At 55.0% G+C, this 21,093-nt stretch carries 19 protein-coding genes; 12 read left to right on the top strand and 7 right to left on the bottom strand.

Annotated features, from left to right (window positions below):
* Positions 1–47: 47 nt before the first annotated feature.
* Positions 48–470, top strand: coding sequence for a tetratricopeptide repeat protein (locus tag ACZ5Q2_RS17655; RefSeq protein ID WP_061333325.1), 423 nt, complete (start codon positions 48–50; stop codon positions 468–470).
* Between the two features lie 25 nt (positions 471–495).
* On the opposite strand, the gene ACZ5Q2_RS17650 is transcribed toward ACZ5Q2_RS17655, so the two are convergent.
* The gene (locus ACZ5Q2_RS17650; protein ID WP_058091691.1) at positions 496–1,296 is read right to left on the bottom strand and encodes an oxygen-binding di-iron domain-containing protein; all 801 of its coding nucleotides are present in this window, start codon (positions 1,294–1,296) and stop codon (positions 496–498) included.
* A 189-nt stretch (positions 1,297–1,485) separates the two neighbouring features.
* Complete coding sequence (locus ACZ5Q2_RS17645; protein ID WP_058091690.1) at positions 1,486–1,914, bottom strand: SRPBCC family protein; 429 nt, start codon at positions 1,912–1,914, stop codon at positions 1,486–1,488.
* 168 nt (positions 1,915–2,082) lie between these two features.
* On the opposite strand from ACZ5Q2_RS17645, the gene ACZ5Q2_RS17640 reads away from it, so the two are divergent.
* From ACZ5Q2_RS17640 to ACZ5Q2_RS17605, 8 genes are all read left to right on the top strand, one after another.
* On the top strand, positions 2,083–4,218 hold the full coding sequence (locus ACZ5Q2_RS17640) for a type VI secretion system Vgr family protein (RefSeq protein WP_432210625.1): 2,136 nt from the start codon (positions 2,083–2,085) through the stop codon (positions 4,216–4,218).
* On the top strand, positions 4,211–5,044 hold the full coding sequence (locus ACZ5Q2_RS17635) for a DUF4123 domain-containing protein (protein ID WP_061333323.1): 834 nt from the start codon (positions 4,211–4,213) through the stop codon (positions 5,042–5,044). Before ACZ5Q2_RS17640 ends, ACZ5Q2_RS17635 begins: the two co-directional genes overlap by 8 nt.
* Positions 5,045–5,046: 2 nt before the next feature.
* Positions 5,047–8,202, top strand: a complete 3,156-nt coding sequence (locus ACZ5Q2_RS17630; RefSeq protein ID WP_061333322.1) for a hypothetical protein — start codon at positions 5,047–5,049, stop codon at positions 8,200–8,202.
* Positions 8,203–9,210 carry a tetratricopeptide repeat protein gene (locus ACZ5Q2_RS17625; RefSeq protein WP_061333321.1) on the top strand — a complete coding sequence of 336 codons (1,008 nt, stop codon included), beginning with the start codon at positions 8,203–8,205 and terminating at the stop codon, positions 9,208–9,210.
* Between the two features lie 79 nt (positions 9,211–9,289).
* The gene (locus ACZ5Q2_RS17620) at positions 9,290–10,294 is read left to right on the top strand and encodes a tetratricopeptide repeat protein (RefSeq protein ID WP_061333320.1); all 1,005 of its coding nucleotides are present in this window, start codon (positions 9,290–9,292) and stop codon (positions 10,292–10,294) included.
* A gap of 49 nt (positions 10,295–10,343) precedes the next feature.
* Complete coding sequence (locus tag ACZ5Q2_RS17615) at positions 10,344–10,577, top strand: hypothetical protein (protein WP_061333319.1); 234 nt, start codon at positions 10,344–10,346, stop codon at positions 10,575–10,577.
* A gap of 159 nt (positions 10,578–10,736) precedes the next feature.
* Positions 10,737–11,774, top strand: a complete 1,038-nt coding sequence (locus ACZ5Q2_RS17610) for a DUF6708 domain-containing protein (protein ID WP_061333318.1) — start codon at positions 10,737–10,739, stop codon at positions 11,772–11,774.
* A 143-nt stretch (positions 11,775–11,917) separates the two neighbouring features.
* On the top strand, positions 11,918–12,616 hold the full coding sequence (locus tag ACZ5Q2_RS17605; protein ID WP_061333317.1) for a DUF3592 domain-containing protein: 699 nt from the start codon (positions 11,918–11,920) through the stop codon (positions 12,614–12,616).
* Between the two features lie 57 nt (positions 12,617–12,673).
* Here the strand turns inward: ACZ5Q2_RS17605 and ACZ5Q2_RS17600 are convergent, their stop codons facing one another.
* Entirely contained in the window at positions 12,674–13,999 is a 1,326-nt protein-coding gene (locus ACZ5Q2_RS17600) for a S8 family peptidase (protein ID WP_061333316.1), read from the bottom strand.
* 90 nt (positions 14,000–14,089) lie between these two features.
* A complete protein-coding gene (locus tag ACZ5Q2_RS17595) occupies positions 14,090–14,455 on the bottom strand; it encodes a thiol-disulfide oxidoreductase DCC family protein (RefSeq protein ID WP_061333315.1) in 366 nt (121 codons plus the stop codon).
* Between the two features lie 215 nt (positions 14,456–14,670).
* On the opposite strand from ACZ5Q2_RS17595, the gene ACZ5Q2_RS17590 reads away from it, so the two are divergent.
* The 3 genes from ACZ5Q2_RS17590 to ACZ5Q2_RS17580 all read left to right on the top strand — a co-directional run bounded on the left by ACZ5Q2_RS17590 (position 14,671) and on the right by ACZ5Q2_RS17580 (position 18,091).
* Positions 14,671–15,774, top strand: a complete 1,104-nt coding sequence (locus ACZ5Q2_RS17590) for an AI-2E family transporter (protein ID WP_106695197.1) — start codon at positions 14,671–14,673, stop codon at positions 15,772–15,774.
* Between the two features lie 77 nt (positions 15,775–15,851).
* Positions 15,852–17,003 (top strand): alcohol dehydrogenase catalytic domain-containing protein, encoded by a 1,152-nt coding sequence (locus tag ACZ5Q2_RS17585; protein WP_061333487.1) that lies wholly within the window; start codon positions 15,852–15,854, stop codon positions 17,001–17,003.
* Complete coding sequence (locus ACZ5Q2_RS17580) at positions 17,000–18,091, top strand: proline racemase family protein (protein WP_061333488.1); 1,092 nt, start codon at positions 17,000–17,002, stop codon at positions 18,089–18,091. The genes ACZ5Q2_RS17585 and ACZ5Q2_RS17580 overlap by 4 nt, the downstream gene beginning before the upstream one ends.
* 133 nt (positions 18,092–18,224) lie before the next feature.
* Here ACZ5Q2_RS17580 and ACZ5Q2_RS17575 read toward each other — a convergent pair whose 3' ends face one another.
* The 3 genes from ACZ5Q2_RS17575 to potA are packed head-to-tail and all read right to left on the bottom strand — an operon-like array spanning position 18,225 to position 21,055.
* Positions 18,225–19,046: an ABC transporter permease subunit gene (locus ACZ5Q2_RS17575; protein ID WP_230713589.1), complete on the bottom strand. Its 822-nt coding sequence runs from the start codon at positions 19,044–19,046 to the stop codon at positions 18,225–18,227.
* Positions 19,039–19,968: an ABC transporter permease subunit gene (locus ACZ5Q2_RS17570; protein WP_061333489.1), complete on the bottom strand. Its 930-nt coding sequence runs from the start codon at positions 19,966–19,968 to the stop codon at positions 19,039–19,041. The genes ACZ5Q2_RS17575 and ACZ5Q2_RS17570 overlap by 8 nt, the downstream gene beginning before the upstream one ends.
* A gap of 4 nt (positions 19,969–19,972) precedes the next feature.
* Positions 19,973–21,055: a polyamine ABC transporter ATP-binding protein gene (gene potA, locus ACZ5Q2_RS17565; protein ID WP_374787662.1), complete on the bottom strand. Its 1,083-nt coding sequence runs from the start codon at positions 21,053–21,055 to the stop codon at positions 19,973–19,975.
* Positions 21,056–21,093 lie beyond the last annotated feature (38 nt).

The following is a 21,093-nucleotide window of genomic DNA, read 5'->3' as shown; positions in this document are numbered from 1 at the left end:
CCGGCTGTTAGCGTGTCATGGTGTATCAGTCTCGGTGGAGTTTCGCTATGAACGTTGTCCGGCCAACGGTTTTACTGGTTATTGTCATGGCCTTGGCACCCGTTACGGGGATCAGTGCCCAGGAAAATGATGAACAAACCCGCATAGCCCGGGATATGGTCAAGGCGTTGCAGGCCTATGCTGTATACAAAATGGGGCAATACGACGAAGCGTTTGATCGTTACTGCGAGCTGGCTGAGCGGGGCAACAGCCAGGGCATGCTGAATGTGGCCAACATGTATGCCGCCGGCCTAGGAACTGAGAAGAGCCTGGAAAAGGCATTCGAGTGGTATCTGGAAGCAGCTCAAGCCGGAGACGCCATCGGCATGGAGGAAGTGGCCAGTGCCTATCGCCAGGGCCTGGGTGTGCCCAAAGACGAGAATCTGGCCGATGAATGGCTGGCACGAGCACGGGCTGTGCGCCAGCCGTGATTCACGGAACGATAAACAGAGCGAATCAGACGTATTCCACCGGCTGCCGGTAGTTATCCTGTGAAACCAGATCAATTCCGCAGTCCATCTCGCTGACCCAGTTCAGGAAGCGGTCGACCATCACTGGTCCCTCGAAACGCTTGCCGTGCTGGGGCACGATCATAGCCACATCCATGCCGCGAACCATATTGGCCCAAAGGCCGCACACCTTCTTGGAGGCGATGTAGCGCCGATGGAAACCGATCATGTTGGGGATGTGCTTGTCGAAATCCTTGACCGGCTCGTGGTCATCTTCACCACCCATAGAGGCGCCAAGATCGCCTGAGAACAGGATCTTGGAGACCGGATCATAGAACTGCAGGTTGCCCACGGAGTGCATGAAGTGCGCAGGCAGGCACTGAAGGTAGCTGTCACCGAACCGGACGTTAGCGCCGCCATCAGGAATGCTGACGATGCGGTCGTAAACGCTTCCGCTGAGCTGATTGGTGACATAACTGGACACCAGATGCGGCAGGAATCTGGCCCACAGCTTGGAAGTCACAATCTTGGCGCGAGTGTGAACAATCCAGCGATCGATGGCGCCGATGATGTCTGGGTCCTGGTGAGACGCAAAAACATAATCCATATCGCGGATGTTCATATACTTCGAAGCAGCTACCGAGAGCGGCGTGTAAGTGAGGTCTCCGCCGGGATCAATCAGGGCTTCATGTTTGCCATCGACAACCAGGAACTGGTTCGACTGGACGCCTTCGCCAGTCACCAGTGAATCAAACATCAGGCACTTGTGGTGTCCGTTGTCGAAAAGCACAATCGGTTCAGCCGCCATTTCGCTCTCCCGCAGAGGATTGGTTGTGCCATCAGGAAGCCCGGTCAGGCCCCCTGATGGCCGGATATTGCAAGTTGCGCGGGAGGTTACAGAATTGACAAATGTGAAGTGTTGCCTCAGGTCAATTATCTGATATTCATCAAGTAACGGTTTGTCACACCGGCTGCCCGGGCCGGGGCTCTCATGGCATCAGGCCAGCTTGGGGACCCGCTTGATCCCTCGGCGCAGGCCCTGCTCCAGAGCAACGCTGACCACCTTCCCGGAAAACGGCACTATGTCTTCAAAGGTGATGGTGTAGTTGAGCTGGGTTTGGCCATCCGGAGTCTCCGAAAAGCGAATCCTGCCCAGATGGTTCTTGATCGGGCTCATGCTGGTGATGGCGTACTCAATCAGCGTATCGGGCTCGAAGTTCAGTACGGTTTCCTCCAGTGAGAGGGGGCCAATGCCGATCTTGCGCACAGAGCCCAGGCCGTTCGGGTCTGCCTGGTCACTGTCTTTGATCCGTTTGACCGGTGCGCCAAGCATTTTTCCGAAACGCTGGTGATCTGCAAACAGGGCGAATACCTTTTTGCGAGGGACATTAAAAGTCTCATTGATTTCAATGGTGTACATAGCCATGGTTGCTCTCTTGTTGTAGGCATTGGGACAAGAGTAACCGTTCACAGAGTTCAACAAAAGTCGCAGATGTGGGCAGATGCAAGGTTGGCCTTACAATCCACACTGGTTATACTCATGCACGCTCAGGACGAGTAAGCAGTTCATCATTAATCTTCAGGGACCGAAGTCATGCCCCAGGCAAGCGGATTGCAGTTCACCGCCCGTGTAGGCGAATTCCCCTCAGATCACTTCGTTGTCGTCAGCTTCGTGCTGACCGAAAGCCTTTCCCAGCTGTTTCAGGGCCGAGTGCATCTGGCCAGTACTGACCCAGACGTGCAGGCGGCGGATATCCTGGAACAGCCGGTAGACCTGGTGGTGTGGCAAGACGGCCAACCCCTGCGGCGCTTTACCGGCGTGGTCAATGAATTCGTCCGCGGCAACACCGGCCACCGCCGCACCGCCTATGAAGTGGTCATCCAGCCCCCGGCCTGGCGCCTGGGCCTGATGCACAACAGCCGCATCTTCCAGACCCAGACCACCGATGCCATCGTGCGCACCCTGCTCGAAGAGCGGGGCATCATTGATACGGTCTTTGACTTCAAACGCCCCCCGGAAGAACGGGAATACTGCGTCCAACACCGGGAAAGCGACCTGCAGTTCATCAACCGCCTGGCCGCCGAAGAAGGCTGGCACTACCGCTACCAGCACGGCAGCGTGGACGGCGAAGAACAACCGGCGTTAATCATTGCCGACCACCACGGCGACGCCCCGAAACTGGACCCGGTGCCCTGCAACACCCAGGCCGGCGGCAGCAGCAAACAGGCCTGCGTGTTCAGCTTCGCCTACGAAGAGCGCATCAAAGCCGCCTCCGTGGCCCTGAAGGACTACACCTTCAAAAACCCCGCTTACGCCCTGATGCACGAACAAAGCGCCGGCAGCCCGAACCACCGCGAAGATTATCAACACTACGATTACCCAGGCCGTTACAAAGCCGACGCCAGTGGCCAGCCCTTCACCCAGGCCAGACTTGACGCCCTCAGAAACGACGCCAGCCTGGCCAAGGGCGAAAGCAATCGCCCCGACTTCACCGTGGGTGCCAAAGTCGAGCTGCAGGAACACGACAGCCAGAGCCTGAACCGGGAATGGCTGCTGACCGCCATCACCCACACCGGCAAACAGCCCCAGGCTATGGAAGAAGAGGGTGGCAGCGAACCCACCAGCTACCACAACGACTTCACCGCCATCCCGGCGGACAAAACCTGGCGGCCCCTGTGTGAACACAAACCCATGATGGATGGCCCTCAGATGGCCATCGTCACCGGCCCCGAAGGTGAAGAGATCCACTGTGACCAGTATGGCCGGGTGAAAGTGAGATTCCCCTGGGACCGCTATTCAAAGAACGACGAACACTCCAGCGCCTGGCTACGCGTAGCCCAGGGCTGGGCCGGCGGCCAGTACGGTTTCATGGCTTTGCCTAGAATCGGCAACGAAGTGATTGTCTCCTTCCTGGACGGCGACCCGGACCAGCCGATCATTACCGGAAGAACCTACCACGCCACCAACACACCGCCGTACGCGCTGCCGGAACACAAAACCCGGACCACATTAAAAACCAAAACCCACAAGGGTGAGGGCAGCAACGAACTGCGCTTCGAAGACGAAGCGGACCAAGAACAGATCTACGTCCATGCCCAGAAAGACCTGGACCTTCTGACCGAGAACAACCGCACCGAAGTCATCAAGAACGACAGCCACCTGACGGTGGAAAACAACCGCTTCAGCCATACCAAAGGCAACAGCCACCACACCACCGAAGGCGAACACCGCGAACGCATCGGCGCCGACTACAGCTTGACCGTAAACGGCAGCCACCACAGCAAGCAGGGCAAGAACCAGCTGGTGGAAGCCGGCACGGAAATCCACCACAAGGCCGGTATGAAAATCGTGATTGAAGCCGGCGCTGAGGTGACACTGAAGGCCGGTGGCAGCTTTGTGAAGGTGGACCCGAGTGGGGTGACCATTTCCGGGCCGCTGGTGCGGATGAACTCCGGGGGTGGGCCTGGGAGTGGTAGTGGGGTTGGGCCGGTTAACCCGGAGCTGCCGTCAACGCTCTCCGAGGTGGCTGCCGATGGTAGTGATCCGGATACACTGGCTTTGTCTGATACACGTTCCTCCGTGGCCTCCGGGCAGTGGTCGGTAGAGGGGATAACAAGTGTAGTTCCTCCTGCCTCCGCTTTTGAAAAGGCAAGTGATAGGGGGGTGCTCTTAGTAAGCGGTTGTGCTCTTGACGATGACGGTAAGTGTAAGGTCCATGATCATGGCTGAGCGACTGGTAACAGACATTGTCGAGGACCTTCCATCCCGAATTCCCTTTGTGATCCTGGATCTTGCCTATCATCCATCGGTGCTGGAGTGGATCTATGAGGAGGTTGAAGCCCGACAGCCTGGGAGCTGTAGGCCGTTACTGTTGGGAACGGATTTTCAAGAGCGGTGGCAAGTGGGGCCGGCCCTGGTTGATCTGCGCTATGTGCCCGGTGCTCGTGACGATCTGATTAGCAAATATAAAGAGACCTTGCCGGGGATCTTTCTGACGCACCCGGCTGAGCGTTTTGATGAGGTGGCTGCATGGCTCCAGCAATTTCTGTTCATGTCGCGCGGGGCGCAAATGAACTTGATGCGGTTCTATGATCCTCGGGTATTCGGCTCGTTTCTTTCGGTGCTTGATCCGCAACAATACGGGCATTTTATTCCGCCAGGCGTCACCTGGTATTGGCAGAACGGTTTGCAATGGTGCGCTGCATCATCAGGCACCGAGTTGGATCGGCAGGCGAGGCCTGACGCACTCACGTGGCAGTTTCGCGACACCCAAATCGATGAATTTAGCGCTCGGCGCCGCCGTGAGTTTGTCGATGCGCTTACCGATAACTATGGAAAATTTACTCCCTCTGAGAGCCCGCAGAAGTATGTCGACGATGTGGTGACATTTGCTGAGGCTCTGGGGATGGATTCCAAAGCCGATATTGAGAAAGTTCTCCGGCTCCTGATTCAGAAAAAGAGTCAGCCAGCGGACCCCTTTTATTCATCGCTTGTTGAAAGAGTGGACCTAACCGCTTACCAGAAACTGGAAGCTATCGAAGACGGAAAGAGCTGATCATGGACGATGTTCAAACCTCAAAGGGTGCAGAAAATACAATCGAATTGCCAGAGCCTTCCTATGAATGTTCGCAGGAATCGACCAGCGCTGAGACCAGTGATTGTAGTAGCACCAACTATGCTTCATTGATTTACATCACTGGCCAGCGCTGTTTCTGGTTGCTTAGCGATGATGCACTTAACGCCATACAAAAAAGCTCTGCAAGTTTGTTGCAGATTGTCAAAACGGAAGAAGTTTCCGAGCGAATAGAAGGCCTCAAGGCAATCGGGATTTCAGACCTTTTTGTGCCCGCCCATCCAAGAACCTTCCTGCCGAGAATGTTGCAAGACGAGTGGAAAGCGGCCGAAAGAGATAGGGAACGGCTTGAGTCTGAAGCGGCTGCACTTGTGGATTCTTTCAAGGAACTTGATGACGAGTATGCGCGCCTATACCACGAAGTGCGCAACTCACCAGATGCCTCAAAGGCAACGAAGCAAAGATACAACGACATCGCAAACACTCACTATTCAGCAAAACGGGATGTACCGAAGAAGCATCGAGAGCTGAGGGCAAGCATTCATAAATGCACAAAACGTATCCAAGAGCTTCAGGATATGGGGTTTTCGGCCGCTGAGTCAGCGGGTTTTGTGGTTCAGGACAACACACTTTATTCGCCCCATCAGCAGAAAGTGTTCCAGCTTCTGCGAGAGTACAAAAAAGCAAAAACGGATTTTCTGAACCATGAGCTACCGGACGAGGCAAAGTATCACACGTTTATGCGGCTGTGCCGCGGCCACGGCCGAAGTGTGGAGTGTCAGTTGTCGCCCACCAAAGAGAACCTGGTAGAGATTGAAGAATTCCTTGAAGAGTACTATGGCCATTTCAGTCACATCGGGCCCTACTTGGAAAAGGCCATTGAGTTGGCATCCAATGGGGTCGCTGTGGCTGAGTATGTACTGGCGAATCATGATGATATCCGTACGGGACTGGATAAGCTATCCGAGTATCATCAAATGGAGCGAGACTACCGGAAAGTAGAGTCTGATCTCGAAAATGCGGTTGTGGATTGGGCCAAGGTGCTTGGCAGAAACGGCCCGATTCCAAGTGTTGAGATTGAGCAGTATCGGAAGAAGCTTGAGGCACACAGCGCCAGAATGTACCGGTTTCAGAAGGAGACAGAAGCACTGTCCAGAAAGATGGAACCCGTGCGATTGTTTGTCTGGAACCCCGATGATTTTGCAGCCGAGCCATTCAAGGTTTTAATGAAGCCAGGCATGCCGCTTCGTGAATATACTCAGATCGGCAATGATAAAGTTTTGAACCATTTCTGCCTTAACGACTTGCCCGGAATTGTGAGGCATGTTGATGGAGTACACCCACTCCCGGAGAATGATGTCTACAGTCAGGAAACCGCCGAACACATAGCTTTGTCACTGAAAAAAGCTCAGAAATCCGAGCACGATGAGATCCTCGAACGAGTGCTGACTGGCTTGGGATGCCAGAAATTAGATATGGATCCGGCCTGGTTCAGTGATCGTGGGCTGTTTCACCCCGATCTCTTTTATACCCAGGTTCAAGCCAGGTATTCCGTTTCAGCGCTGAAATCGGAGGAAGACAAAGAAAAATGGGGCATTAACCTGCGAAGTGTCCTGTTTGAGAAAGATGCGCGAAAGCACCTCATGGTGTTTGATGATAGCTACATGGCTCAGTTTTCCCGTTATGTTTTGGGTGGCATTGACCGTGATGTTGCGGATTATGTTCGAACGAACGTCAAAATATCTGCGCAATCCTCATTTTCGGGTCCCGACTCCGGTGTGGAAGGGTCAACGAAAATACGGGAAAACGGAGAGCAGGGCGACGGGATGAAAGTCAAGTACGGACTGGCCAATGCGAGCGTTGGTGGAAGGCTAACGGTTATGCAGGGGCATCTTGATCTTTTCGATATTCGGCTTCCGGAACCCCAGAATGCACGTCCATTTAAAGTCCGTTATCAGACTAAAAATGGCCTCGGTGAAATGCATGTCGGCAGATTCTACTGTGAGCTGAATGCCAAGCTCACTGGCTATGTTGGCGCCAACGTGATGCTGACTGGCGGGCTGGGGATCGAGGTTGAGAACGGGAAAGGTTTAACCTTATCGGGGATCAATAACGGAATGCCTGAAGGGCAAATGGATGCCTTCGCCGGAGCACAGGTGAGTGTGGTTGCCTCAACCAGTCTGTACTGGAACTTGCCGGACGAGGTTCGGAAAAAAGTCAATTACATGAGAGCCCACGACCCAGTAGAGGAGTGGGCCTGCGTCGGGATGCTGAGTGCCGGGCTTACTGCGAGCTGGGGAGTGGGTTATAGCCGGTCGTTTCAGTTGGGCATGAAAAATGGCAAGTTGGTGTTTGTTGGTGATGCGGGAATGACAACCGGCCTTGGCCTGAAAGGTAAGCTGGCGTTTGAAATAGATTTTAAGACGGTATCCTACTGGATGGCCGTGGTGCAAAACGAACTGCACAAGAACGATTACCGACACATTGAATGGGTAACGCCGGACGCATTCGATTTTTTAAGCATGCTTAGTTACTTGTCGCTGACCACTGCGCTTGATGCATCCTTTTTTGCTGCCCGTCAGTTGACCTTCGTGCAAAAGGTGTTCGATTCAATCAATCAGAGTGAACGGGCGGGGATGGTTGCTCTTCGGATAGATAGGGCGATGGAAGAGGCTGCAAAGGATCAAAATGGTAAAACGGCGGTGAGCTATCAGGAGTGGTTCCGTGGTTTGCAGCCGGAGGCGATTGGGCCGCTTTTGCATAATCTTGTGTCGGAGCCTGTTCCGTATGAGGGAGAGGATGGGAGCGAGCCGAAATCTGAAGAGGAGATGTTGAGGTTGCAGCAATCGACTATCCTGCAATGCCTTAGATGGATGAACGAAGCGGAAGATCTATTAACGGAATCATATCGAGGAGCTGAGCCCAATCGTGTACAGCGCCAGTTCGAGGAATCAGTTATCCGGATGAATACTCACGGTAAGAAGCCAGAAGGGGATCTCATCCTGGTAGCGCGAAATAATGTGGCGAGGCTGGATGAGTTTATGGGACGAGGTCTTAAATTTCGTGAAGATGAAATCCGCTACGAAGAATACCAGAGAGTGCGCAGTAAACTTGATGTTCACATTTGGAAAGGAGTTTAGATGGTGGGCTTAGTTGATTTATATCGAAAGCATTTTTTTCTGGTTTTGTTTCTCACAGCGTCTGTAACTTTGGCGGAAGCGAGCCAGGGCCGGGCTGATCAATTGTTTCATGAGGGGTATACGCTTTATCAGCAACACTCTGCCAACAGAGCGCTTGCTAAGTTCAAAGAGGCTGCTCAGTTGGGGCATGCAGAGGCGGCTTACTATGCCGGCAATATTATTCGCCAAGACTACACCTACATTACGAAAGAATCCGAGCAGTACTTCCGCCAGGCTGCAGAAGGCGGTGATGTCTATGCAATGCTGAGGCTTGCCCAGGGCAGCAGTGTCTGTGGCACGCTTCGTGACTGTGATTATGATCGGGAGGAGTGGGTCGATAGAGCGCTAAACACTGCGCTTATTAGAGCCGAGGCTGGCGACAGTGAGGCGATGATGGAACTGTTCTCTGTGTACTGGCAGAAAGGTGAAAGGTCTAAAGCCTTCGATTGGACTAAAAAAGCAGCAGAACATGGAAATCCGTTCGCCCAATATTGGCTAGCTGTGGGCCTGTTAGATGAGCGAAAAATGGGCTTCTATTGGACCCAAGCTGGGCGCCGCGCAGACATATTAAAGTGGTTAGAGGCATCGGCAGAGCAGGGCTTCCCCAAGGCGATGCATAAACTTGCGTCTGAGTACGCGCAGGATGGTCGAATGGAGGAAGCTATAGAGTGGCTAGAGCGAATGGGTGAAACAGACTACTTTTCGGCCCTTTTTGAGTATGGGTTGGTCCTCGTCGCTGGACCGGATGGGTCGGAAGGCAGGATTCAATACCCCGAATCCAAGTCAGTTGAAGGCTTGGCAGTACTCTTCGCTTTACATAGAGAAACAGGCAACTCTTCGGTTCAGTTTGGTATTGAGCAAACTTTGGCGGACTTAGACCCTGAAACGATTGCTGAAGCAAAAACAAGGTCTAGAGAATTGCTGGTTGATACCCCGATCCTCCACTACCTACCCAAGTTCGGGATATAGGCAAGATGAAACACTCTATGCGAATTATCAGGACGTGCGACGCCAATTAGATAAACACCTTTGGGAAGGAAGTTAAGTAATGAGTCTTGCCGGTCGAAGCATAAAGCCATTGCTCCTGATGATATTAATAACGTTATCTGTTTCAGGGCTTGAGGCAAATCAGAATCAAGGTGTCGCACTTTTTAAAGAGGGCTATGTGCTATACCAGCAAAATCTGGCGTCGAAGGCGCTGGAGAGGTTCAAGGAAGCCGCTGAACTGGGGCACATAGAAGCCGCTTACTATGCGGGTAATATAATACGTCAGAATTACACCTACATCACAAAAGAATCGGAGGAGTATTATCGTCAAGCCGCAGAAGGGGGAGATGTGTATGCCATGTTGCGCCTTGGTCAAAAAGATCGACTCTGCGGAACATTGAGAGATTGTGATTACGATCGGGAGGCTTGGATTGATAGAGCACTAAGTGCTGCACTTCCCAGAGCCGATGCCGGTGACAGTGAGGCGATGATGGAGTTGTTCTCTGTGTACTGGCAGAGGGGTGAAAGATCGAAGGCTTTCGAGTGGACTAAAAAAGCAGCGGAACATGGAAATCCTTTCGCCCAATATTGGCTAGCGGTGGGCCTGCTAGATGAACGAGAGATGGGGTTCTATTGGACCCAATCTGGGCGGCGTGCAGACATTTTAAAGTGGCTAGAGGCATCGGCAGAGCAGGGTTTCCCCAAGGCGATGCACAAACTTGCGTCTGAGTACGCGCAGGATGGTCGAATGGAGGAAGCTGTCGAGTGGCTAGAGCGAATGGGGGAAACAGACTACTTTTCGGCCATTTATGAGTATGGTCTGGTTTTGATTGACGGTCCAGATGGAGCAGAAGGTCTAATTCAATATCCTGAAACCAAACCCGTTGAAGGTTTGGCTATGTTGTTTGCGTTGTACCGCGAAACTCGCAGGTCTTCTGTTCAACGTAGCATCGATAGGCGGCTACCTGACTTGTCACCGGAGATTGTGGCCGAGGCAAAAGCGAAGTCTGAAGAGCTACTGGTCGACAAGCCCATCCTCTACTACCTACCCAAGTTCGGCATATAGGTATTTTGTTTCCAAGGGGGAACCTGAATCCACCCAAAAGAATCGCCTGATGACAATGATTCTGGCCATGTTTCTGGGGGTATTTGGAATTGATGAGGTGGTGTCCGGTTTAGCGGGGGCAACTACGATTGATGGTGCGTTATTGCGGATTGATGCCTTCCTGCATTCATTAGGGAAAGACTCTGGTTTTGTGAAAGACGCTCGAGGGCAGGATCTTCGGTTGGGGCTTTCGATGTGCCGATTGAAGGATGGTCGTATGCAGCGCGACTGGTTTTCAGGCTGAGCTGTGTACCGCTCACTCCTCGGGGATAGTTGACCACTACAGGCCAACCTCAAGCGTTACTGGGTGAATACTGCATTTCTGCCAAAACTAGCGGGTTAGTCTATTCACTCATAGATTCCAAATCTGGTCTTGAAGCGCTCCGAAACAGGTTAATTTTCAGTGATTGAAAATGTGAGACAGCTTTTCAAAATGGTCGTGGATAAGGTAGGCGATTCGTCCAGAGTACGAATTTTGAAGGGCAGCTCCAACAGTGGCTCCTACCCTTCGTTACCGGGACTATTAGAAGCGCAGAATGAAGAGTACTTGTCATTGCGAACGGCAAGCGCCGATTTAAAAGGCATTTTCACTGGCATGGGTTTTTTGTTGGGGGGATATGGATTTTGCCTTTTTGCACTGATTTTTTTATCCAGCGACGTTTCCAGCATTGACTGGTGGCTGCTGTTTTACTCGATCCTGGCGATCGTGTTGCCGCTCGTCTGGGAAACCAGCCGCCCGCCCTCGCTGCCGATTATTTTTAACCGGCGGACGCAGGAAATCTATTACGACAGAAAGGGTCAGCTATACCATGCGATTTGGGAGGGTATTGAGGCAGCGGCTTACGAATATAACATGGTGAATCAGAATACAGGCTCGATGCCTCACGGCAGTCTGGAAATTATCCTTCAGAAGTTTGGCGAACCTGATGAGCGCATTGTACTGAGTCTCTCTGGAGGGGCTGCAGGGAGGCGACTAGCAACCTTGATCTCCATGTGGGAATACGTGAGGCGATACATGACCATTGGCCCCTGGTTTGATGAAGCCGGTAGAAAGACCGATCAGATTAATCCGTTCATTGAGAAGACCTTAAAAGAAGGCAGGATGTCTTTTCTCGATTATGAGCGATCAAACAGAGAGTACCTGGCTCAGGAGCGGCGGGAAGGTAACGGAATATCAGGAACGGCGGTTTTTTTATGGGTGGGCTCTTATTTATTCTTTCCCATGGCATACGGTATGGAGGTTGTTCAGCGTTCAGACCGTAAAAAAACCATGCGCCAATGGCCGGAGGTTGTCCGTGTGCGTCTACACCCGAATGGCCCGAAAACCCGATTGATCGATATTGAAGAAAGTTATTTGGTGCAGAGGGAGAAAGAAGAGCAGCAAAAGCAGAAAGAACTCGAAGAGCTCCACGAGCGAATGCGCAGAACCTTGCCCAGGTAAAATGAGATCGATGATGTGACGTGAGTTTTACCCTTCCCCTCAATTTCTGCATGGAGCGCGGTATAATCCTGCAGGTTTAACGCTCAGTTTTTATCAAAAGCCAGCTCGAAACATGGAAGCATACAAGTTCAAGGAACGAAAAAATGAAAACTCTGAGAATCCTCAAGTACACCTTCACTGTCATCGGCGTAGCCATGCTATTTGGCGCCCTTGCCAGCTACAACAGCACCTCCGCTTTCATCGACCGGGCTACCGAAACCAGCGGGATAGTGACCGAACTGGTGCTCTCCCGTTCCAGTGATTCCACCAGCTACTATCCGGTCGTGGCATTTCAGGATGCCAGTGGCCGAGAGATCGTGTTTCAGTCCCGTTCCGGTTCAAACCCTCCCTCCTTCAGACGCGGTGAGCGGGTTTCTGTACTTTATGAGCCCTCGGCGCCGGAGAATGCGCAGATCAACAACTTCTTTTCCCTGTGGGGGATGTCGTTGATCGTCGGTGGGCTCGGCCTGGTGTTTACGTTGGTCGGTGGCGGGATGGTGCTGTTTGGTGTTCTGAAGGGGCGATCAAAAGCCTACCTGGAACAGCATGGCACCGAAGTGCTCGCAAAGTTTGCGTCGGTTGAGCAGAACACCAGCCTCACGGTTAACGGCCGGAATCCATTCCGCATTGTCTGCCAGTGGCAACACCCGCAAACGGGGGAGCTGCACGTGTTTCGAAGCGACAATCTGTGGTTTGATCCCAGCGATCACATCCAGCAGGAGACCGTGCCGGTTCTGGTGGATGAATCCAACCTCAAACGTTACTGGGTGAACACGTCATTTCTGCCCAAGTTAGCCGGTTAGTCTTGCACAAAACTGCAGGAACGCCCGCCAGCCAGCGTAGCTGGCGGGCTCTCTACCTCAAGGGTTCACATTCACCAGCAAATTCGGTGACCCGTTCAGGTTGGTCAGCTGGTTCTGGCTTGCCTGGTTGCGGAGCGTCTGGGCAACCTGTTCCGGTGTCAGCCCTGGGTTCAGGCTGAGCAGCAACGCGGCGGCTCCTGCCACGTGGGGAGAGGCCATAGAGGTGCCGCTGATGGTGTTAAAGGCGGTGTCGCCGGTGTGCCATGCGGCGGTGATGTCGGTGCCTGGCGCCATGATGTCCACGCAGGAACCGTGATTGGAGAAGCTGCTGCGACGGTCCTGGTTGTCGGTAGAGCCTACGGTCACGGCTTCTGCTACACGGTTGGGCGAACCGTTACAGGCATCGGCGTTGCTGTTACCCGCCGCAACCACCACCGGAATGCCGGAGGCGACGACTTCACGAACGGCGTTGTCCAGTGCTGCTGAATTGCCACCGCCCAGCGACATGTTGGCAACCGCCGGCTTCTCGGCGTTCTCTACCATCCAGTCCAGTGCTTCGATAATGGCGCTGGTGGCGCCAGAGCCGCTGCAGCCAAGCACGCGCAGGCCGATCACCTGGCTTTCCTTGGCGACACCGAACAGCGAGCCGGTTGCGGTAGAGGCAACATGGGTACCGTGGCCGTTACAGTCTTCGGCAGAGTAGGTTGCGATGGTGTCCTCGTCACCGAAGGGAATCAGCCCGCCCAGCAATAAATCGATGATGCCACCAATTAACGGCAGGCCGTCCAGGGCGCTGTCATCGTGGAAGTTCACGCCGCTGGCACGGCCCTGAAAGTCGGCATGGGTAGTGCGGATACCGGTATCCAGCACATAAACATTGACACCCTGCCCGGCAACGGTGGGGTAGGTAAACTGGGTGTCCAGGGGCAGGGTGGTCTGGTCAATCCGGTCCAGTCCCCAGGTGGCATCCTGTTGGGTTTGCGTGGAGGACGTTGTCATCCAGGTGTCCGGCTCCACTGCGAGTACTCCGGGCAGGGCGGGCAGCAGGTCGGCCTGGCTTTGGGTGAGCTGCACCGTTGCACCGGTCATCACGTTCTCATACAGAAACAGAATGTTCCCGCCGCCAACGGCTGTTAATAGCGCCTGGATACCGGCAGACAGATCACCACCAACGCCCAGAAGCGAGGGCAGGGTTGGGTCGACAGTCACTATGTAGCGTTGGGCAATGGTGTTTTCTGTGCTGGCTGTTGTGCTGGTGGGTTCCGTTGTTGAAGATGTCCCGAGCAGTCCTGAGAGAAGGCTGGCATGGGTGTGCAACGGTGCGGTAGAGAGAACGATCGCGGCGGCAAGTGCGCAGGGACCGGAGTTCAGAGAAAAACGCATGGTAGCTCCTTTGGTGACTTTTGTTTTTATCGTAGAGCATAATGCATGCGTTAATATTTCAAGTTCAATGCATAATGCATTAAATACTGGTCACGATGGGCCAACCGAACACGCATACTTCTTTTCGAACCGACGATCTGCCCAGGTTTCATAAACCCGTTTTGCGAGCGGATATAAAACAGGCCACAACAGAGGCTTGAGCAACCAGCCAAACGGCGTGTGAGACCAGGCACGAACATTGGCCGGCAAGCCGATCACCCATTCACCACTCCAGGTCATCAGGTGCAATCGTTTAAGAAGTTCTTCACGTGTTGGCAACTGTGCGTTGTGCGCATTCTGCTCGTGGATATCGGCAAAAATCAGGTCGCCACGTTGTAACTTTCTGAGCGTACGGATTTCCTTGGCGCACAGTGGGCAGCGTCCGTCGTAGAAAAGGGTGTCGTAACGTGGTGGCATCTGGTTCTCCGGTTCAACTCAGGCTTCGTGCCTTTGTATACGCTGTCGGCAATGCCCCCGGTTCAGTTTTGTGCTCGGGCGAATGGTAATTGTTTGATAATGCAAGCAAGATGTTGGAACGCTACACTAGCAAGCTACCTGCAACCCGCTTCTGCGGGCCTAACCGGCGTTGTCGATGACACGGCGCCATCCTGATCTGAAGGTATTGAAACAGCATGGATGATTCCCCAACAGATAACCGCTCTCCCGAAAACCCGTCCGGGAAGAGTGTGCTGGCTGAGCTCTCTACGCCCATCTATGGTCTGTTTATCCTGGGCATCCTGTACACACTCTATCTTGCTCACCAAATTATCCTGCCTATTGTTCTGGCGGTACTGACCAGTTTGCTGCTCTCACCGTTGGTGAAGAAAGCCTACCTGAATTGGCGGTTGCCAAAGGTGGTGAGCTCGCTCGTACTGGTGTTGGTTGTGCTTGCAGGTATCGTGGGTATTGGCGCTGCCGTTGCAACCCCGGCCCTTGAGTGGGCCCAGAAAGCACCTGAGGGCATATCCAGGCTGTTGGTGGGTGACAGTGAAATCATGCGCCAGCTCGATAAGGTAAGCCAGTCAGCGGAGCAGGTTGAAAAGTCCGTGGATGAACTGTCCGAGAACGACCAGTCGAAGCCCACAACGGTCGTCTTGCAAACGGAATCCTGGCGGAGCCAGCTGATGTCCAAAGCCCGCAACGGAGTGGCAGGCCTGGCGTTGGCACTGGCGTTAACCTATTTCCTGCTGGTGAGCGGTGACAGGTTGATCTTTAACTTCGTCAAACAGTTACCAAGACCGCAGCGCAAGACGGTTCTGAGAATCACCCACGATTCCCAGCAACAGATTGCCCAGTATCTCGCCGTGTTGGGGTTGAGTAACCTATCCGTTGGTGTGCTTACCGGACTCATCTGTTGGGCCATCGGTTTGCCAGACCCGGCGATGTGGGGGCTGATCGCTGGCCTCGCCCGGTTTATACCCTATCTCGGTAATATGCTCACGATTGCACTGCTGGCGGTGGTTTCCGCCATTACCCTGGATACCCTTTGGATGATGGCCATCGCGCCGCTGAGTTTTATCCTGCTGACCACCATTGTTGGTTTCTTCCTGGAACCCTGGATTCACGGCTTTCGCATGGCCATCAACCCGGTCATCATCTTCGTATCCATCTTCTTCTGGGGCTGGCTCTGGGGCCCGGTCGGTGTTCTGCTGGCGGTGCCGCTGATGACGGTCATTCAGGTCGTCCTCAAACAAATACCCCGGTTGCGTCCAGTTTACAAAGTCATAGCTCGATAACCAACGCCCCCTGACACAACCCCAGATGTCTCCTATGCTCTGAAGATCACTGAAACCACCAGAACAGGGAGGAGCCAATGTCCGAGATCCCGGCTTCCATGAAAGCCATGGTCCTCACCGGCCATGGCGGCATCGACAAACTCGAATACCAGGACATATCAGTGCCCAAACCGGCTGCCGGTCAGGTACTGGTGCAGGTAACCGCCACCGCCAAGAACAACACCGATCGCAAAGCCCGGGAAGGACTTTACCCCACGAAAAAAGGCGAGATGACGTCGTTCCAGATGGGGGGCAAGCCCACGTTGACGTTCCCGCGTATTCAGGGCGCCGACATCGCCGGCAGAGTGGTGGCGGTGGGCGAGGGCGTCAGTGGAACCCGTATCGGAGAGCGGGGCCTCCTGGACTTTAACATCTACGCGAACGACCGCACCGATATCAACCTGACTCCGGACTACTACGGCCATGGCGCCGATGGCGGTTACGCCGAATACGTGGCCCTGCCGTCCGATCAGTTTCACCATATCCCAAACCCGGATCTTGCCGATGCCGAACTGGCGGCCATGGGCATGTGTTCCTACCAGACCGCCTACCACATGCTCACCTCCGCCAACGTGCAGGCGGGTGAGCGGGTGCTGGTGACCGGTGCCAGCGGCGGCGTGGGCACCGCACTGATCCAGCTTTGCCGGATCATCGGCGCTGTCCCTTACGCATTGAGCCAGAAAGACAAGGCCCAAACCCTGCTCGATCTGGGCGCCGAAGCGGTGTTGGATCGCAGCGACATGAGTACCTTTGTAGACCGGGTGAAGAAAGAAACCGGCGGCAAACCCCTGGATGCGGTGATGGATTTGGTGGGCGGCGAAATGACGGACATATTCATCGACGCCATGATCTTCGACATGAACGCCCGCAGTACCTACCCGCGCCTGAGCATTGCCGGGGCCAGCGGCGGCAATATCAGCGAGATTCTCTGGACCCGAATCTACCTGTATCAGGTGCAGATTTTCGGGGTCTCCCACGGCACCCGTGAAGAAGCAAACCAGCTGATGACCTGGATTCGCGACGGCCATCTAAAACCCGTGCTGCACGGCGCCTTCAAACTGTCGGACCTGCACCGGGCCGAGGAATACTTCGTAAACCGGGGCGGTAATTATCTGGGCAAGATCGTCATCGTGCCGGATGCCCAATGGCAGGTACACGGCCAACCTTTTGCGCTGGAGGTAGGCGGATGAAACCGGAACTCACTATTCAGTTGATGGATACCCACGCCGGCGGCGATGTCAGCCGTATTGTGACCGGTGGCATCACCGCTCTGCCCGGCGATACCGTGCGAGCCCAGATGGAGTATCTGCGGGATGATGCCGACGGCCTGCGCCGGCTGCTGTTGGAAGAACCCTATGGCATCCCCGAAATGTCTGTCGACCTGCTGGTGCCCGCCACTCATCCGGAAGCCGCCGCCGGATATATCATCATGGAAGTCATGGGCTACCCCATCTACTCCGGCTCTAACACCATCTGCACGGCAACGGCGGTTCTGGAAGCCGGTATCGTCCGCAAACAGGAAGGCAAACAACACTTCAAACTGGAATCCCCCGCCGGCCTGGTGAGCATTGAGGCCACCGTGCATGACGGCGTGGTGGAAGCCATCACCTGCGAAGGCCTGCCCAGCTATATTCACACCCATAACGCCAGTATCAGCGTGCCCGGCATCGGCAAGGTCAACTACAGCGTGGCCTACAGTGGCGGCTTTTACGCCCTGGTAGATGCTAGATCATTGGGCTTCGACCTGACCCTGGATGAAGAACGCCGGTTAGCGGAAACCGCCCATGCCATTGTCGAAGCCATCCAGGCCGAACGGGGCTTTTCCCATTACACTCTGGGCGACGTAGGCCCACTGCCGTTCCTGCACTTCATGGGCCCGGTAGAACAAGTGGCCGAAGGCTACTACCGCTCCCGCTCAGCCACCTACGTGCACCCCGGCGTCATCTGCCGAAGCACCACCGGCACCGGCACCTCGGCAAGACTGGCACTCATGAACCACGAAGGCCGAATCAAACCCGGCGACAAGTTGGAAACCATCTCCCTGCGGGAAACCGGGTTTATTGGGCAGTTCACGGCGGTCGAACAGGAAGGGGAATATCAGGTGGTCAAAAACAACATAACCGGTAAGGCCTATGTCATCGCCCGTTCTGACATCGTGGTGAACTGTGATGACCCGATGGTGAAATGCAACGGTCTGACTCACATCCTCAAATCAGAGGGGGGGTGCTTAACCTGCAGAACCTATCCCGCAGGTAAGCAACCTAGGCGAACGCAGTAACGCCGGCGGGAGGTGGGGAAGGATTTTCTGGCAGGAAAAAAGATGTCTGAGCGAAGCGAGTTGTTTTTTCCAGAAGAAAATCCTTCCCCACCTCCCAGCCCGCCCCCACAACCAAACGGATAGGAGCCCAAACCTACCGAGGCCGCAACCGCCGCTTCTCCGCCCGCCGCATCCAGAACCACGCGATAAACGCGATCACCGAGACCACGGCAATAATGATGGTCGCCAGCGCATTGATCTCCGGTGACACCCCCATCCGCACAGATGAGAACACCACCATCGGCAGAGTCGTCGCCCCGGGCCCGGAGACAAAGCTGGCAATCACCAGGTCATCCAGGGACAGGGTAAACGCCAGTAACCAGCCCGACACCAGGGCCGGCGCAATCACCGGCAATGTGATCACAAAGAAGGTTTTCAGCGGCGTACAGCCCAGATCCATGGCGGCTTCTTCGATGGAGCGATCCACTTCCCGCAGCCGCGCGCTCACCACCACTGCCACATAGGCACTGCAGAAAGTGGTATGGGCAATCCAGATGGTGGCCATGCCACGGTCCGTTGGCCAGCCAATCAACTGCGCCATCTGCACAAACAGCAGCAACAGCGACAGGCCCGTGATCACTTCTGGCATCACTAGAGGCGCGGTGATCATACTGGACAGCAGGGTGCGGCCGCGCATCTTCTTGAACCGGGCAATCACAAACGCGCACAGGGTGCCCAGGCACACCGCCATGCTGGCGGAGTAGAAGGCAATGCGCAGGCTCATCCACACGGCAGACAGGATCTGCTCGTTGGCAAACAGGGCGCCGTACCATTTGGTGGAAAAACCGGCCCATACCGAGACTAACCGGGAGGCGTTGAAGGAATACACGATCAACACCACCATCGGCAGGTACAGGAACAGCATGCCCAGCACCAGCATGGTCTTGGAGAAACCGGGCGCTCTTAGCCTAACCATTTTTTTCCATCTCCCGTGCCTGGAAGCGGTGGAACAGCACAATGGGCACCAGCAGCAGCGCCAGCATCACAATCGCCAGGGCCGAGGCCACCGGCCAGTCACGGTTGTTGAAGAACTCTTCCCACAGCACCTTGCCGATCATCAGGGTATCCGGCCCGCCCAGCAGTTCCGGAATCACGAATTCGCCCACGGCGGGTATAAATACCAGCATGGAGCCCGCCAGGATTCCGGCCTTGGATAACGGCAGGGTGATGGCCCAAAAGGTGGTCAGGCTGCGGCAGCCAAGATCCGACGCCGCTTCCAGCAGGCGTATATCCAGCTTCACCAGGTTGGTGTAGATGGGCAGGATCATGAATGGCAGGTAGGCGTACACAATGCCCAGAATCACCGCGAAGTTGGTGTTCAGCATTTTCAGGGGCGAGTCGATCAGCCCCAGCCACATCAGGAACGTGTTCAGCAGGCCCTGGTTGCCGAGAATGCCCATCCAGGCGTATACCCGAATCAGGAACGAGGTCCAGGATGGCAGCATCACCATCAGCAGGAACACCAGTTGCCAGTGCTTGGGTGCCCGGGCGATAGCGTAAGCCATGGGATAACCGATCAGCAGGCAGAACAGGGTCGCCAGGAACGCCGTCTTCACCGAGCCCCAGTAGGCGGCCACGTACAAGCTGTCGGAGGCCAGGAACAGGTAATTGCCAAAGTTCACCACCACCGACAGGGTATTGTCGACAAAGCGGAACACCGGTTCGTAGGGCGGAATGGCCATCACCGCCGAGGTCAGGCTGATCTTCAATACCAGCGCAAACGGCAGCAGGAAGAACAGCAGCAGCCAGGCGAACGGTACGCCGAACACCACCCGGCGATGGAACAGCACGGCACGCACCCGCTCCACCACCGGGGCAGGAAAGAGCTTTCGATTCATCGCGTCAGTTCCAGAGCAGGATCGGGCTGGAGGCTTCCCAGGACACATAGACCCGGTCGCCCCAGGTGGGCCGTTCACCACGGCGTTCCACGTTGGCCATGGTGGCCTGAACCCGCTTGCCACTGGCCAGCTTCACGTAATAAGACGTGATATCACCCAGATAGGCGATGTTGTCGACCGTACCGCAGCTCCAGTTGGTGTCACCTTCCGGTTTCTCTGTGGTCAGGTAGATCTTTTCCGGGCGCAGGGCAATCAGGGTTTCCGTGGTTTCTGCGGGCGTGGTTACGCCCCGGTCAATAAACACCGGTGCATCCAGCAGCTCACTGGTCAGTGAAATGCTGTCGGAGTTGTCTTCCAGGATATTCGACTCAAAAATATTCACCGAGCCGATAAACTCCGCCGTCATGCGGCTGTTCGGGCTCTCGTAGATATCAATGGGGGACCCCACCTGGGCAATCCGGCCGTGGGACATAATGGCAATGCGACTGGCCATGGTCATGGCCTCTTCCTGGTCGTGGGTGACCATCAGGCAGGTTACGCCCACCTTTTCCAGGATATCCACCAGCTCCAGCTGCATTTCCGTGCGCAGTTTCTTGTCCAGTGCGCCCATGGGCTCGTCCAGCAACAACAGTTTGGGGCGTTTGGCCAGGGATCGGGCCAGGGCCACGCGCTGTTGCTGTCCGCCAGACAACTGTTGTGGCCGGCGCTTGCCGTAGGCTTCCATTTTCACCAGTTTAAGCATGGCCGCCACGCGGTCGGCGATTTCGTTTTTCGGCAGCTTGTCCTGTTTCAGACCCATGGCAATGTTCTGCTCCACCGTCATGTGTGGGAACAGGGCATAGGACTGGAACATCATGTTGGTGGGCCGCAGGTACGGGGGCAGGGCTGTGATGTCCTGTCCGTCCAGCACGATGCGACCGGAATCCGGAGTTTCAAAGCCTGCCAGCATGCGCAGCAGGGTGGATTTGCCGGAACCGGAACCACCCAGCAGGGCGAAGATCTCACCCTTGTGGATGTCCAGGCTGACATCGTCCACCGCCAGGGTGCTGTCAAAGCTCTTGGAAATGCCCTTGATGCTGAGAAGCACCTCCGCTTGCGCGGAGGTGCTGTTGGTTACGGCCACCG

The sequence above is a fragment of the Marinobacter alkaliphilus genome (genome assembly GCF_055394375.1).
Note: the sequence above shows the minus strand (reverse complement) of the source record. Positions and strands in the feature narration are given on the sequence as shown.

Excerpts from the sequence above, each read along its gene's own strand:
- ACZ5Q2_RS17615 (WP_061333319.1), top strand. The coding sequence starts at position 10,344 with ATGACAATGATTCTGGCCATGTTTCTGGGGGTATTTGGAATTGATGAG.
- ACZ5Q2_RS17620 (WP_061333320.1), top strand. The coding sequence starts at position 9,290 with ATGAGTCTTGCCGGTCGAAGCATAAAGCCATTGCTCCTGATGATATTA.
- ACZ5Q2_RS17585 (WP_061333487.1), top strand. The coding sequence starts at position 15,852 with ATGTCCGAGATCCCGGCTTCCATGAAAGCCATGGTCCTCACCGGCCAT.
- ACZ5Q2_RS17590 (WP_106695197.1), top strand. The coding sequence starts at position 14,671 with ATGGATGATTCCCCAACAGATAACCGCTCTCCCGAAAACCCGTCCGGG.
- ACZ5Q2_RS17650 (WP_058091691.1), bottom strand. The coding sequence starts at position 1,296 with ATGGCGGCTGAACCGATTGTGCTTTTCGACAACGGACACCACAAGTGC.
- ACZ5Q2_RS17655 (WP_061333325.1), top strand. The coding sequence starts at position 48 with ATGAACGTTGTCCGGCCAACGGTTTTACTGGTTATTGTCATGGCCTTG.
- ACZ5Q2_RS17640 (WP_432210625.1), top strand. The coding sequence starts at position 2,083 with ATGCCCCAGGCAAGCGGATTGCAGTTCACCGCCCGTGTAGGCGAATTC.
- ACZ5Q2_RS17645 (WP_058091690.1), bottom strand. The coding sequence starts at position 1,914 with ATGGCTATGTACACCATTGAAATCAATGAGACTTTTAATGTCCCTCGC.
- ACZ5Q2_RS17635 (WP_061333323.1), top strand. The coding sequence starts at position 4,211 with ATGGCTGAGCGACTGGTAACAGACATTGTCGAGGACCTTCCATCCCGA.
- ACZ5Q2_RS17575 (WP_230713589.1), bottom strand. The coding sequence starts at position 19,046 with ATGGTTAGGCTAAGAGCGCCCGGTTTCTCCAAGACCATGCTGGTGCTG.
- ACZ5Q2_RS17570 (WP_061333489.1), bottom strand. The coding sequence starts at position 19,968 with ATGAATCGAAAGCTCTTTCCTGCCCCGGTGGTGGAGCGGGTGCGTGCC.
- ACZ5Q2_RS17580 (WP_061333488.1), top strand. The coding sequence starts at position 17,000 with ATGAAACCGGAACTCACTATTCAGTTGATGGATACCCACGCCGGCGGC.
- ACZ5Q2_RS17605 (WP_061333317.1), top strand. The coding sequence starts at position 11,918 with ATGAAAACTCTGAGAATCCTCAAGTACACCTTCACTGTCATCGGCGTA.
- ACZ5Q2_RS17600 (WP_061333316.1), bottom strand. The coding sequence starts at position 13,999 with ATGCGTTTTTCTCTGAACTCCGGTCCCTGCGCACTTGCCGCCGCGATC.
- ACZ5Q2_RS17625 (WP_061333321.1), top strand. The coding sequence starts at position 8,203 with ATGGTGGGCTTAGTTGATTTATATCGAAAGCATTTTTTTCTGGTTTTG.
- ACZ5Q2_RS17630 (WP_061333322.1), top strand. The coding sequence starts at position 5,047 with ATGGACGATGTTCAAACCTCAAAGGGTGCAGAAAATACAATCGAATTG.
- ACZ5Q2_RS17595 (WP_061333315.1), bottom strand. The coding sequence starts at position 14,455 with ATGCCACCACGTTACGACACCCTTTTCTACGACGGACGCTGCCCACTG.